General features: G+C 43.7%; 17 protein-coding genes. 8 read left to right on the plus strand and 9 right to left on the minus strand.

Going from position 1 to position 13,388, the window contains the following annotated elements; genetic code table 11:
- Positions 1 to 46: 46 nt before the first annotated feature.
- Positions 47 to 424, minus strand: a complete 378-nt coding sequence (locus H6G17_RS13865) for a DUF2203 domain-containing protein (RefSeq protein ID WP_192158020.1) — start codon at positions 422 to 424, stop codon at positions 47 to 49.
- 44 nt (positions 425 to 468) lie between these two features.
- Between H6G17_RS13865 and H6G17_RS13870 the strand changes: the two genes are divergently transcribed.
- Positions 469 to 750: a DUF6439 family protein gene (locus H6G17_RS13870; protein ID WP_192158128.1), complete on the plus strand. Its 282-nt coding sequence runs from the start codon at positions 469 to 471 to the stop codon at positions 748 to 750.
- Positions 751 to 796: 46 nt separating this feature from the next.
- Here the strand turns inward: H6G17_RS13870 and H6G17_RS13875 are convergent, their stop codons facing one another.
- The 3 genes from H6G17_RS13875 to rlmD all read right to left on the minus strand — a co-directional run bounded on the left by H6G17_RS13875 (position 797) and on the right by rlmD (position 3,195).
- Complete coding sequence (locus tag H6G17_RS13875) at positions 797 to 1,246, minus strand: anti-sigma regulatory factor (protein WP_106547036.1); 450 nt, start codon at positions 1,244 to 1,246, stop codon at positions 797 to 799.
- A gap of 394 nt (positions 1,247 to 1,640) precedes the next feature.
- The gene (locus H6G17_RS13880) at positions 1,641 to 1,790 is read right to left on the minus strand and encodes a hypothetical protein (RefSeq protein ID WP_192158022.1); all 150 of its coding nucleotides are present in this window, start codon (positions 1,788 to 1,790) and stop codon (positions 1,641 to 1,643) included.
- Positions 1,780 to 3,195 (minus strand): 23S rRNA (uracil(1939)-C(5))-methyltransferase RlmD, encoded by a 1,416-nt coding sequence (gene rlmD, locus H6G17_RS13885; RefSeq protein ID WP_192158024.1) that lies wholly within the window; start codon positions 3,193 to 3,195, stop codon positions 1,780 to 1,782. The genes H6G17_RS13880 and rlmD overlap by 11 nt, the downstream gene beginning before the upstream one ends.
- Before the next feature lie 77 nt (positions 3,196 to 3,272).
- Between rlmD and apcD the strand changes: the two genes are divergently transcribed.
- Positions 3,273 to 3,758, plus strand: coding sequence for an allophycocyanin subunit alpha-B (gene apcD, locus H6G17_RS13890; protein WP_192158026.1), 486 nt, complete (start codon positions 3,273 to 3,275; stop codon positions 3,756 to 3,758).
- 126 nt (positions 3,759 to 3,884) lie between these two features.
- Here apcD and H6G17_RS13895 read toward each other — a convergent pair whose 3' ends face one another.
- Complete coding sequence (locus H6G17_RS13895) at positions 3,885 to 4,067, minus strand: hypothetical protein (protein WP_242038378.1); 183 nt, start codon at positions 4,065 to 4,067, stop codon at positions 3,885 to 3,887.
- 306 nt (positions 4,068 to 4,373) lie between these two features.
- On the opposite strand from H6G17_RS13895, the gene H6G17_RS13900 reads away from it, so the two are divergent.
- Positions 4,374 to 5,240, plus strand: coding sequence for a hypothetical protein (locus H6G17_RS13900; protein ID WP_192158030.1), 867 nt, complete (start codon positions 4,374 to 4,376; stop codon positions 5,238 to 5,240).
- Positions 5,241 to 5,393: 153 nt separating this feature from the next.
- Positions 5,394 to 5,624 (plus strand): hypothetical protein, encoded by a 231-nt coding sequence (locus H6G17_RS13905; protein WP_192158032.1) that lies wholly within the window; start codon positions 5,394 to 5,396, stop codon positions 5,622 to 5,624.
- A gap of 107 nt (positions 5,625 to 5,731) precedes the next feature.
- On the opposite strand, the gene H6G17_RS13910 is transcribed toward H6G17_RS13905, so the two are convergent.
- The 4 genes from H6G17_RS13910 to H6G17_RS13925 form a co-directional block, all read right to left on the minus strand.
- Complete coding sequence (locus H6G17_RS13910) at positions 5,732 to 7,237, minus strand: UbiD family decarboxylase (RefSeq protein ID WP_192158034.1); 1,506 nt, start codon at positions 7,235 to 7,237, stop codon at positions 5,732 to 5,734.
- 118 nt (positions 7,238 to 7,355) lie between these two features.
- Positions 7,356 to 7,748, minus strand: coding sequence for a type II toxin-antitoxin system death-on-curing family toxin (locus H6G17_RS13915; RefSeq protein WP_192158130.1), 393 nt, complete (start codon positions 7,746 to 7,748; stop codon positions 7,356 to 7,358).
- The gene (locus H6G17_RS13920) at positions 7,735 to 7,923 is read right to left on the minus strand and encodes a DUF2281 domain-containing protein (protein WP_192158036.1); all 189 of its coding nucleotides are present in this window, start codon (positions 7,921 to 7,923) and stop codon (positions 7,735 to 7,737) included. The genes H6G17_RS13915 and H6G17_RS13920 overlap by 14 nt, the downstream gene beginning before the upstream one ends.
- A 9-nt stretch (positions 7,924 to 7,932) precedes the next feature.
- Positions 7,933 to 9,033 (minus strand): glycosyltransferase family 2 protein, encoded by a 1,101-nt coding sequence (locus H6G17_RS13925; protein ID WP_242038380.1) that lies wholly within the window; start codon positions 9,031 to 9,033, stop codon positions 7,933 to 7,935.
- Positions 9,034 to 9,228: 195 nt separating this feature from the next.
- On the opposite strand from H6G17_RS13925, the gene miaB reads away from it, so the two are divergent.
- The 4 genes from miaB to H6G17_RS13945 all read left to right on the plus strand — a co-directional run bounded on the left by miaB (position 9,229) and on the right by H6G17_RS13945 (position 13,303).
- Positions 9,229 to 10,593: a tRNA (N6-isopentenyl adenosine(37)-C2)-methylthiotransferase MiaB gene (miaB, locus tag H6G17_RS13930; protein ID WP_192158038.1), complete on the plus strand. Its 1,365-nt coding sequence runs from the start codon at positions 9,229 to 9,231 to the stop codon at positions 10,591 to 10,593.
- Between the two features lie 230 nt (positions 10,594 to 10,823).
- Positions 10,824 to 11,219, plus strand: a complete 396-nt coding sequence (locus H6G17_RS13935) for a VOC family protein (RefSeq protein WP_192158040.1) — start codon at positions 10,824 to 10,826, stop codon at positions 11,217 to 11,219.
- A gap of 268 nt (positions 11,220 to 11,487) precedes the next feature.
- Positions 11,488 to 12,360 carry an oxidoreductase gene (locus tag H6G17_RS13940; protein WP_192158042.1) on the plus strand — a complete coding sequence of 291 codons (873 nt, stop codon included), beginning with the start codon at positions 11,488 to 11,490 and terminating at the stop codon, positions 12,358 to 12,360.
- 31 nt (positions 12,361 to 12,391) lie between these two features.
- Entirely contained in the window at positions 12,392 to 13,303 is a 912-nt protein-coding gene (locus tag H6G17_RS13945; RefSeq protein WP_192158132.1) for an NADP-dependent oxidoreductase, read from the plus strand.
- Positions 13,304 to 13,388: the final 85 nt, after the last annotated feature.

A 13,388-nucleotide genomic window follows, 5' to 3' on the forward strand; every position in this document is an offset into this window, starting at 1 on the left:
AGAAGAAAAAGCTAGTTTTTCTCGATTACCAATTTCCCATTACCCATTACCCAGTAAAAGACTTTAATATCCAGCCTACAATAACTCCTAACCCACCGAAGCGGACAGCTTGCCAGAAGGGGGCTTTCAGGCTTCCCCAAGAAAATAATTGGCTTTCGAGGTTGACTTCTATGGTTTCTAGTTGTGCTTGAATTTGCTTTAGTTCTGCCTTTAACTGTACTTTTGAGTGTGGCGATCGCGATCGCTCGATGTCTCGCTTAACCTGTTTTAATTGCTGCTGGAGTTCTGCTTGCTGCTGTTTGTCTTGTTTGACTTGAGCGTAGCGTTGTTTCAGGGCAACAAGCGATCGCTCAACTTCTGCGATCGAGTTTTCCAACTCATCCTCTGATGGCGCAGGTGATTCTGGTGGCTGTGGCGGTTGCATCGATATTTGTTAGATTAGCGATCGAAACTAATATGCCCACCAGTATGCTTCAACCTACCAAGTTGGATCGAAAATCATCGTTAAGCGAATTTAGCACGCAGGAACTAGCCCAAGCTTTGATGGAAAGATTGTCGATCTCGCCTGATGAGTGGCACAAGCTTAAGTCTAATCGTAAAGCCAGAGCTAACGAACAAGCAGCGGCGGCGATCGTCTTTTTACTTAAAGACCAACCAGAAGAAGCATTACCAAGGTTACAACAGGCAGTTGGCTGGTTAGACCGCTCAATTTCAGCCCCACCATGTCCTACACACGGACATAATCAGTGAACAGTTATCAGTTATCAGCAATCGGTTAATTCCGACTCTCGCCTCCCTAATTAAGCAGAGGTAAACGGAAACGGCTACCCATCTGCTTACCAAGTCTCAGTTCTGTTCCGGCTGCGTTCCAAATTACGCGATCGAATATTTTGTATAAAATACAAGTACCGCGACCGTTCTCCGATTCTACTGAGGGCAAATATGCTTCTGGATCTGGGTTGCAATCGCACGGACGGTCAAAACCACAGCCCTGATCGGAAATGATCCACCAATAATGGTCGTCTGTGTAAGAAAATCGGACGATGACAACCTTACCGGGATCTAGCTTGTTCCCATGTTTAGCTGCATTAACTAGTGCTTCCTGCAAACCCAGGCGTAGTTCTGCTTGCAACCGACACGGTACTTCTGCTAAGAGTAAATCGAGGATAGAACACAAATAGAGCGTAGAGGCAAAGCTAATCGTACTCCAGTTACGCCCAACTGGACGCGATGAGATAGTAATCACTACAAAAAACTCCGTAGCTTCCGGCTATTAATGACACGAACTTGCTGAGCGACAAACATAACGAATTAACAAACGCTAGGTACGATTTACTTCGTTTGTGTGCATTCAAAGCAAACGTTGCTGACGTGCAATAGCTGAAAGAACTACTGCGAAGCTGTAAAAAACTTGTGCGTACGATCTGCGATCGCCACTCCATATAGACAACCAATCGAGCGAATCCAGCCTTTCTTCCTCAACAGCATATAGCCCCTTGGATATCTGCCAACCTTCAAAAACAACAGTCAACCTTATATATGCGTTATATATGCGTTGACTGTATTTTCACTTGAATTGTATTTACCGAGATTGAAATTGGCAGCTGCCTCTTAATCAATATTAGCATCTTTGTTATCTTCTATCCTACATATTTATGCGGATCTATCGTAATTATACCTAATAGGGGAGTTGGTAATGGGTAATTGGTAATTGGTAGTTGGTAATTGGTAGTTGGTAATTTTCTCCCTTGTCCCCCTTGTCCCCCTTGTCCCCACACCCTACACCCCACTCTCCCTCTCCAAGAAGGCTGCACACTCCACATGGGCGGTTTGGGGGAAAAAGTCGGCTGGTTGGACTCTGGTAAGGTGGTATTTGCCATTTTGACAGAGCATTTTTAAATCGCGAGCAAGGGTAGCAGCTTTACAACTGACGTAAACGATGCGTTGTGGCTGGGTTTGCAGCAGGGTTTCGATGACGGCGCGATCGCATCCTTGGCGGGGTGGATCGAGCAGTACAATATCTGGAGTCGTTTCTAGGCGGGGCAGCAGTTTTTCGACTTCTCCGACTTGAAATGTAGTGTTGGTAATCTGGTTGAGTCGGGCGTTGTTTTGGGCTTGTTCGACGGCGGCGGATTGGACTTCTAAACCGATTGCTTGTTGCACTTTTTGGGCTAGCGGTAAGGTTAACGTGCCAATGCCGCAGTATGCATCTACTAAGATTTCGTCACCTTGTAAATTCAGGTGTTGGGTAATTTCCTGCAAGAGTGCCTCAGCCACCTCCGTATAGACTTGAAAGAATGTATCGGGTAGCACATGAAATTTTAAATCTGCAAAAATTTCTAGTAGATACGGGTGTCCGGCAATACATCGGGTTTCACTGCCAAAAATAACGTTGGTGCGATCGCTTTGGCGATTTAACGAGACTCCGACTAGCTGCGGATACCTGTTTAACCATTCTTGCGCCTGGGTTTCAATTCCAGGTAAGTCCCAATCTTTTACTACCAGAGTTAGCAGCATTTCTCCCGTACGGCGACCGATTCGTAAGGCTAAATGGCGTACTTGTCCTCTGTGGTGTTTTTCGTCATATATTCGCCATCCCCGCTGTTGAATGTCTTGTTTGACTTCTGCTAGCAGAGGGTTGAGGCGAGGATCTTGGACGGGGCATTGATTTAGGTTAATTAACTGATGGCTGCCTTTTTGGTAGTAGCCTGCTTGGATTTGTCCTGTAGCCGATTTTCCCACGGGATATGTAGCTTTGTTACGATAACCGAGATCGACATTCCCTGTTAAAACAGCATCGACAGGAGGATTAACAAAGCTGCCAATTCGTTCTAATGTCTGGATAACTTGATGGCGCTTGGCTTCCAGTTGATGTTCGTAGGCGATATGCTGCCACTGACAGCCGCCGCATTTATCGGCTACGATGCAACGAGGACGGATGCGATCGCCAGAAGATTCGAGGAGTTCTTGGAGTTTACCGTAGGCGTATTGCGGCTTAACACGCACCAAGCGTACCATAGCGCGATCGCCTGGGATCGTGTCGGGAATGAAAACAACCCTACTGTTGACACGCCCTACCCCATCACCACTATCATTTAGATCGGTAATGGTTACTTCTACCAAGTCGCCCTGTTGCCAGCGATCGGGAGTGCGATCGTTCATGTTTTGTAAATTTTGTCCCCTTGTAACAGACATAACTGAAAAGATCCCTTTATTTGGGGGACATGAAATCGTTAAACTACAAATGATATTCTGACTCATTACCTATAATCATGAGTGTAGTAAGCCAAGTTATTCTCAAAGCCGATGACGAGTTGCGCTATCCCAGTGCTGGCGAACTCGAAAACATTAAAAACTTTTTGCAGACAGGCATACGGCGGATGCGCATCGCCGCAACCCTAGCCGAAAACGAAAAGAAAATCGTTCAGGAAGCAAGTAAAAAGTTGTGGCAAAAACGTCCTGACTTTATCGCCCCTGGTGGAAATGCCTACGGCGAACGTCAGCGGGCGTTGTGTCTGCGGGACTACGGCTGGTATCTGCGCCTAATTACCTATGGCGTGCTAGCTGGGGATAAAGAGCCGATTGAAAAGATCGGTTTGGTCGGTGTCAGAGAAATGTATAATTCTCTGGGCGTTCCCGTTCCTGGGATGGTTGAGTCAATTCGCTGTCTGAAGAATGCTTCTCTGTCTCTATTGAGTGCGGAAGAAGCAGCAGAAGCAGCACCTTATTTTGACTATATCATTCAGGCGATGTCATAAGGTTTGAGTTTACAAAAGTAGCTCAAGTTTGTTTTGGTTTAATATCAGCAAATGTCTCCCCACTCTTGGTAGTGACTGTGGCAGGTTTTATGTCAGGTTGCTAGCAAGTGGTGGGGAAACTTTTTTTTATTTGTCTTGTAGTTGCGATAGGTATGATTTTAAGATTTCGATGTCTCCTGGTGGAGCGGTGACTGTATTAGGATCGTTTTTAATTCTCAAATAGTGTTCTTGTAGTGCGGCTTTACGAATTTCGTCGTGTTCTTCGCCTAAGTGTTCTAAGGCGAAGTCAATCAGTTCCTCGTTTGTCATCTGCCCAAATTGATCCCTGAGATTGTCAAACATAATTGCTAGACCGCAGAGTGCAATATAGTTTAGACTATCCTAATAGCTTGTCTTCAGAAATGTAAAAGCAGGATTTTTACTTAGGATGCGATCGCTAAGTAGCTATAAGCACTTAATTGAGGCGTAGTCTTGAAGTTTTCGATATAACGATTGTTTGCTGGGAGATGGAGAAAGGGCTGAAATTACAGAATCTCCCCGTACGGCGTACATACAAATTGTATTTTGAGCAACACCAAACCTTTACTATGGGTATCGCATTACAAGGAAGCATCCATGAGTCAAAGAAGTAGTGTAGGGAATAACTTCAATAAGTTAACTATGATTTTAGCTATTATTGGAACTATCGCTACTGTCATGACTGTTCCAGAGTTTAGATGTCGTATCGGCTGGTATTCAGAAGCTTGTGCTACACCCCAGCAAGGCACAACCCCCCAAAAAGATGTCGAACTCAATGTACAAACACAGACAGGAGAATCTTTAGCAGGTGTCAAAATGCAATTCATCGCCGCTAAAGGCGCTCCTGAAATTCAATATACTGATAGCAATGGTTATGCTAAAGTTCAAATTCCTAGTCAAGGGGATGTTCGTGTTACCTTAAGTAAAGAAGGCTATCCAACTCAAGACTTTACTATTAATCTAACAAGCGACCAAAGTACAACCAGAACTATTAGACTTAACCAGATAGGTCAACCTAAAGTTTCATCCCCACCTCAACCTCCACTAACTACCACAGCATCACCTACTACCATATCGCGATCGCAAGTTTTACAAACTCAGCAAAAAGCAGGCTTTTTGTTTGCTTTACAAGGTTGTCAGAGGCAGGATGAGTTAGTTGTGTGTTCGTTCTTAGTCACAAATAAGGAGGACGACAGACTGCTTAAGTTGATGAACTCAAATCGGATTATTGATGAATATAGTAATCAATTCATAGATATCTACAGAAGTTTGGGCAGTAACAAATCTGACTATAACTATGTTTCTGAAATATTGGTGCGTGATGTGCCTCTAAAAGGAAGTGTTACCTTTAAGAAAGTTTCCTCACAGTTAAATCGTCTATTGCTGCTTGAGTTAAGTACCTATGATGAAAATAGTGATAAAGAGATGAGAATTCAGTTTCGCAATGTCTCAATATCTAGTTAGCATTAAATAAAGTAACCAAAGATAGCACACTAAACAATTCTTCTAATAGCTTAGTAGAATCATACTATTTCAGAGTAGCAATTGCTTATCACTTAACAAAAATAATAGAAAATTCGCAATTCGAGAAAACATTTTTAATAGGAAAATTTACTTATGTTTTCAGAAAAGATTGCAACAATCATTCAAATGATAGAATCTTTACCTGAAACAGCACAAGAAAAGGTGATTGAGCATTTGCGAGAGTACATTATAGAATTGCAAGACGAACTTGAGTGGGATAGTTTAGTCGAGAAAACTCAACTCAAATTGATTGCTGCTGCTAGACGTTCTAAACAAGAAATTACCGAAGGGCTAGCACAATCTCTAGATTATGACCAGTTGTGATTACGATCGCTTTTTCCAATAAAAATTTTGATTGAATTCAATTTAGCGATCGCAATCTGTACCATAATTCGTAGGGGCGCACAGCTGTGCGCCCCTACGAAACCGATTTAACGCATATCGTAACCAAACAAATTTGGATCGACTTCTCCTAGTTGCAAATCTGCCAAACCATACTCACTCCAACGCCTTTCTACCATCGCCGCTACATTAGGATCGGATTCTAAAGGTGCGCCCCATTCGTGTTCTGTTTCGGGGGGAATTTTGGTGGTTGCATCAATTCCCATCCGTCCCCCTAAACCAATTTTCTCGCTAGCAAAGTCGAGGGTATCGAAGGGGGTATTTGGCAAAATAAACACATCTCTAGTAGGGTCAACTTTAGAACTAATTGCCCATACTACCTGACGCGGATCGCGGATGTTAATGTCTTTATCTACCACAATCACAAACTTAGTATAAGTGAATTGAGGTAAGGCACTCCAAAAAGCTAGAGCTGCCCGCCGCGCTTGCCCAGGATAAGCTTTATCAATGGAGATAATTGCGGCTTTGTAGCTTAAAGCTTCCATTGGGAGGAAGAAATCGACAATTTCGGAAACTTGTTGCCGCAAAATAGGAGTATAGATCCGATTGAGGGCGATCGCCATCATTGCTTCTTCTTTTGGCGGACGACCGCTAAATGTGGTCAAATAAATTGGGTTTTGGCGATGAGTCATACAGTGGAAGCGGATGAGGGGAGAATCTTCCAATCCACCGTAATAACCCATATGATCGCCAAAAGGACCATCGGGTAATACTTCTCCTGGGGTAATGGTTCCTTCTAAGACAAATTCGGAGTCGGCGGGAACTTCTAAATCTACCGTTTTGCACTTGGCTAAGTTTACGCCAGAACCGCTATAAAGTCCGGCAAACAGCCATTCTGATAAATCCACGGGGATAGGCGTAGCCGCCGCCATGATAATTAAAGGATCTACACCAAGGGCGATCGCAACTTCTAATTTCTTACCCCGTTCTGCGGCTTTACGCAAATGTCTTGCCCCACCGCGTACCGATAACCAATGTACGGTCATCGTGTTACGCGATTGTAGTTGTAAGCGATACACGCCGACGTTAGGCGTACCTGTCTCGCAATCTCTAGTAATGACTAAACCCAGCGTGATAATTTTGCCTGCATCCCCTGGATAAGGACGAATCAGGGGAAGTTTGTTTAAATCTAGTTCGTCGCCTTGAATCACGACTTGCTGACAAGCGGGAAAAAAGTCTCTTCCTGGTTTGGCTTTGACGACATCAAATAACACCTTGCCAAATTCTACCGCTTGAGAAATCTTTTTTGGCGGTTTTGGCTGTTGCAGCATACTCAGCTTTTTCCCCAGTTCTTCTAATTCTTGGGGTGTCTGCATGTTCATCGCCCAACAAATCCTTTCTACCGTCCCCATCAAGTTGACTGCTACGGGATGGGGCGAACCTTTAACGTTCTCGAACAGTAACCCAGGACCACCTTGTTGTAACATTCGGTTAGAAATCTCGGCAATTTCTAAATCGGGATCGACTAATGCGGTAATTCGCCGCAATTGTCCTCTTTCTTCTAGAAGTTTGATGAATCCCCGCAAATTTCTCATATGGAAAGTGAGTAGTGAGTGGTGAGTGGTTGTCTGTTTGTCTGCGATCGCACCTCCCACTATTATTTATAATTATGAGAAAATATGACAAATCGAGCGAGAAATATCTGGCGATCGCTTACTGTGGCTGTATGTGTTGTTTCAATAGTAAGGTAAGTTCTTCCTTACTAATTTCACCTTGAGCTACTTGTAGTACTATTTGGTAGGCTTGCTCATCAGAAAAACTTAAATTGCAGCCATTTAAACGCAAAAACGCTTCCATTGCACCAAAAGCAGTACGCTTATTGCCATCTAGAAATGGATGATTTTTGGCAATATGATAGAGATAAGCAGCTGCTTGTGCGTAAATCGTAGGATGCAGTAACTCACCAAAGAAAGTTGCTTTTGGTTGGAAGATGGCAGATTCCAGTAAGCCTTTATCTCTGATACCAGGCATACCACCAAACTCTTCTAGTAAAATTTGGTGGATCGTAAGAATATCATTTATTTCTAAAAATTCAGGAGTCTGCAAGGCGACGATAAACCTCATGACGTTCTTCAAGAGAGGCTAAGAAACCTTGAACTGCCTGACTTTGAGTTGTTACTTCTGGCTTTGGCTTCATTGAGTGAATCATTGCCAAAAGTGTTTGCAATTGAGTTTCGCTCAGAGAATCGATTTCTTGTAAAATTTGCTCTTTAGTATTCATCTGATACTTTTAGATTTTAGATGCACGGATTTTGGATTGGAAATCGGTAATTGGTAACTGGTAACTGGTAACTGGTAACTGGTCACTGATAAAAGTATCCCGCCTAATTTTTCGTTCTTGGATAGTGCCGATCGCTTTGACAACTAAAGGCTCAATTCGATTATATAATTTTTGTGGTAGTAGCAGGAGCAAGTGAGCAGCTATTAGGGTTGAGAGAGTTCGATAGGGTTCCTCAAATATTAATTTCCAATAATTAGCTAAAGCTAGATGAATTAATTTAACAGCTGTTTTTCCTTTCCGAAACCGAACGGCACTGCGGGCTAAATACCTGATGTAATAAGATTTTATTACTCCGCGCCAACGCAAGTTTAATTCTGGGGCGTATAAACGAGTTTTTTCAACTTCTTGGCTGGCAGATTCTAACCGCTTCAGTAAGTTTGCCGTCATCCCTCCAGAATTGACTCTATATAGCGTTAAAGCTGCGGGAATACCTTCAATTTTCCACTGAGTTTGAATCAGAATCCGTAGTAAAAAATCGGTTTCTCCTCCCGATATCCTGAATTGTTCGTCAAAATAACAGTCTTCAAAATTGCCATACTGCTGATGCGTGAATTTGATGTCTTCTAATACCTTGCGACGTATGACTCCTGCCGAACCATTTCCAATTGGATTACAACGAAGTAGATATGATAAATTAATTCCTTTTAGTTTTGGCATTTGATAAGTTCCTAAACACTTACCATGTTCATCAATAAAACTAGAACGACAAAAACTCATGCCAACAAAAGGAGATGATTCTAAATGCACAATTTGTTTTTCTAATTTTTCTGGCAACCACAAATCGTCTCCATCTAAAAAGGCAATGTATTCTCCTTTTGCGTGACGAATTCCCGTGTTTCTCGCCGCTGGTACGCCGCGATTTTCTTGACGAATAATTCTAATTCTCGGATCGTCAAATTGCTGACAAATTTCTACACTGCGATCGGGCGAACCGTCATCAATGACTAGAATTTCAAAGTTTTTGTAAGTTTGTACTAACACGGAATGAATTGTCGCTGCAATATATGGTTCACTCTTGTAAACCAGAACAATAACAGAAACTTTTGTCATCTTTAATATTTGCACCCATTTCAGGGGTAGTAACATTTATCATACGGTAATGTTGCGTAAGAAAAACTTTCTTACAGTAATATTTTTGACTAAATGGCTGATAGCTCAGCTCCGAGTCGAGCTAGAACCGTAAAAATTCGTGCAAAAATCTATAATGGGTGAATGTAAAGCTAAACCAGAACTTGTCTGCACGTAATGATCGCTCCTAACCGCCGCTATCACATAACGACTTTTGGCTGCCAGATGAACAAGGCTGACTCCGAACGCATGGCTGGCATCCTTGAGGATATGGGCTTCGAGTGGTCAGAAGACCCAAATGAAGCAAGTTTACTCCTCTACAATACTTGCACGATTCGGGACAACGCCGAGCAAAAAGTTTATTCTTACCTGGGCAGACAGGCGAAGCGCAAGCAGGAACAAGCAGACTTGACAATAGTTGTCGCTGGTTGCGTGGCACAGCAGGAAGGCGAAACACTGCTGCGACGAGTACCGGAAATCGATCTCGTCATGGGACCCCAACATGCCAATCGTTTAGAAGAATTGTTAGAGCAAGTATTCGACGGCAATCAAGTTGTAGCGACAGAACCAATTCAAATTGTCGAAGATATTACGAAACCGCGCCGCGATAGTACCGTAACGGCTTGGGTAAATGTTATCTACGGTTGCAACGAACGCTGTACTTATTGTGTGGTTCCCAACGTGCGTGGTGTAGAACAGTCTCGCACGCCGGAGGCGATTAAAGCCGAGATGGTAGAGTTGGGCAAGCAGGGATATAAAGAAATTACCTTACTCGGTCAAAATATCGATGCTTATGGGCGCGACTTACCAGGAACAACCCCAGAAGGCAGACACTTACACACGCTGACAGATTTACTCTACTACGTCCACGACGTACCAGGGGTCGATCGCCTCCGTTTTGCTACCAGCCACCCGCGTTATTTCACCGAACGATTAATTCGTGCTTGTGCGGAGTTACCCAAAGTATGCGAACATTTTCATATTCCCTTCCAATCGGGAGATAATGAAGTCCTCAAAAGGATGTCACGGGGGTACACTCACGAAAAATATCGGCGGATTATCGATAAAATTCGGCAATTGATGCCCGATGCTTCAATTAGTGCTGATGCGATTGTCGGCTTTCCTGGAGAAACTGAGGCGCAGTTTGAAAACACGCTCAAATTAGTGGCAGATATTAGTTTCGACCATTTGAATACAGCTGCTTATTCTCCGCGTCCCGGAACTCCCGCTGCTTTGTGGGATGCACAATTAAGTGAAGAAGTCAAGAGCGATCGCCTACAAAGATTAAATCATTTAGTCGCCACCACAGCTCAAGCGCGATCGCAACGTTATTTAGGTAGAGTTGAGGAAGTTTTAGTCGAAGACCAAAACCCCAAAAACCCCCAGCAAGTGATGGGGAGGACGCGAGGAAATCGTTTGACGTTCTTTGATGGCGATATTATCCAGCTTAAAGGGAATTTAGTTACAGTCAAAATTACCGAAGTACGGGCTTTCAGTTTGACAGGAGAACCGATAGAGGCGCGTCAATTGGTAGTTGGTTGACAGTTGACAGTTATCAGTGTAAAAAGCTGACTGTAACCGAAGGTGCGATCGATTGAGGATTGCTGTAACTGAGTTGTTTTTACCGAACCCAAGGAACAAAAGTCAAAAGTCAAAAGTTAAAAGTCAAAACTTCGTATAACGGCTAACATCTGATACTGATAACTTTGAATAGACGTTAGATGTAACGTCCATACACTGACAACTGATAACTGACAACTGATAACTAAATCATGCAAGTTCGTAATTCTTACACTAGACTTTTAGTTACCGATTTGAAAGCTTGCTTTGCTTTCTATCGGGATATTTTGGAATTTAAGGTAATAGTAGATGCGAGTCAGGAAGGATATGCTGAGTTTGCGGCTGGAGATATGAAATTAGCAATATCGCAGCGGCAAGAAATGGCAGGAATAATCGGTAGCGATCGCCTCCCACTTCATGCAGAATGCCAAGATCGCGCCGTATTAGTTTTTGTAGTTGCCGATGTAGAAACAGTTTGTCACGAATTAAAACAAAAGGGAATTAAATTGACTAGAGAGCCAATGGCTAATCCTAGTTACGATCTCAAAACTGCTTATCTACGCGATCCTGATGGAAACTTAATTGGGATTTATCAATACATGATTTAATCGAGTTGACGATCGATAGGTCGGCAATTGAGTTGACAATATAGCTCTCATTGTTCTACCTTGAAATATGCATGAGGAACTATCGCTCGTTGAAAATACAAAGCAGAAATTAAGAAAGTAGCGAGTGTAAGAATTAAGCGATACTTTTCTTGTTCTCAGCTAGCTGTATCGCACCAAATTGAGTTTGGTTAAAAATTTCAAACCAAAACGTACAACTAACAATTCGATCGCGCAATAGAGTAAACCAATTCAGCAATTGGAAAGTTTTATGACATCTGTGCAAAATTCTCGTGTGTGGTTGATTACAGGTAGTTCCAGTGGTTTCGGGAGAGCGATCGCTCAAGCAGTATTAGATCGGGGTGAGAAAGTCGTGGTAACAGCACGAAATCCCCAAAATGTTGAAGATATTCAGACAAAATATCCCGATCGCGCTCTAGCAGTGCAGCTAGACGTGACTCAGCCAGAACAAGTCAAGGCAGCAGTAGAAACGGCGATCGCTAAATTCGGATGCATTGACGTACTGGTAAATAATGCTGGCTACGGTACGATGGGGGCGTTGGAAGAACTCAGCGATGAAGCAACTCGCCGCCAGTTTGAAACGAATGTTTTTGGGGCGCTGAACATGATGCGAGCAGTGCTACCCTCAATGCGACAGCACCGCAGTGGATACATTCTCAACCTTTCTTCGGTGGGTGGTTTTGTGTCTTTTCCTGGTGCTGGAATTTACTGTGCGACTAAGTTTGCTCTAGAAGCCTTGTCTGAAGCACTTGTCAAGGAAGTAGAGTCGTTAGGGATTAAAATTATCATCGTCGAACCAGGGGCGTTTAGGACGGATTTTAACGGGCGATCGCTCGTCCTAGCTGATACGCAAATCGCAGACTACGAACCTATAGTTGGTGGTTTCCGTCAGTGGCTGCAAGATATGGATGGCAAGCAACCGGGCGATCCCGTCAAAGCAGCCGAGGCAATGATTCAAGCCGTAAATAGCGATAACCCACCTTTACGACTCGCTTTAGGTGCAGATGCCGTGGGTGCAATTGAAACAAAACTAGAATCAGTCAAGGCAGAGATGGAGGCTTGGAAAGACGTAGCCGTGAATACGGCTTATGAAGGGGCAGCTGTCGGCGCGATTGGAGGTTAACTTCTATATCCACTCCATACCCATACAATTCATGAAAGCAATTCGGATGCACGCTTATGGTGGCGCAGATGTCTTGAAGTACGAAGACGCACCGCTACCTCTACCCGCAGCAGATGAAGTTTTAATTCGGATTTATGCAGCAGGAGTAAATCCTGTAGATTGGAAGATTCGCGAGGGATATGTGGGCAAAACCTTCAATTTACCCCATATTCTCGGTGCTGATGTTGCGGGAGTTGTGGAGTCTGTCGGTGATGCCGTGCAGCGACTGAAGCCAGGAGATGAAGTGTACGGCTACGCTAGCTTGCGGCGGGAAGGTACGTATGCTGAATACATCGCTGCTAAAGAATCGGAAGTCACGCTAAAACCCGAAAGTATCGACTTTATTCAAGCAGCAGCTTTACCAGTGGCAGCGCTGACATCCTGGCAGGCAATGTTTGATACGGCGTACTTAGAGGCAGGACAAAAAATTCTGATTCATGCTGCATCTGGTGGAGTCGGATCGATCGCCGTGCAATTAGCAAAAGCCAAGGGTGCGCGTGTTATTGGTACGGCTTCTGCTCGTAATACTGAATTGATCCGCAAATTGGGAGTAGACGAAGCAATAGATTATCAGGCAACACCTTTTGAAGATGTCGTGCGCGATCTCGATGTGGTTCTAGATACAATTGGTGGTGAAACGCGATCGCGATCGCTCAAAGTTCTCAAACCAGATGGGATACTCGTTTCAATTGTCGGCTCATCACAAGAAAGTGCCAGCGTGCGAGTTGCGATTACCCACGTACAACCAAATGCGGCGCAATTAGATGAAATTACCACTTTCATCGACTCAGGGCAAGTTAAACCGTATGTCGAAACCGTACTACCCTTGAGCGAAGCCGCACAAGCACACCAGTTAAGCCAAAGCGGACGGACGCGGGGTAAAATCGTGCTGCGGGTTGACTAAAGGAAGAAAGCAGTAAATTTTTCTCCGATCGCCAAGTCGCTGCATACTAGTATCTATACTTAAATGAGTTGGTGTATTCGATCGA

The organism is Chroococcidiopsis sp. [FACHB-1243] (assembly GCF_014696895.1).
GTDB lineage: Bacteria > Cyanobacteriota > Cyanobacteriia > Cyanobacteriales > Chroococcidiopsidaceae > Chroococcidiopsis.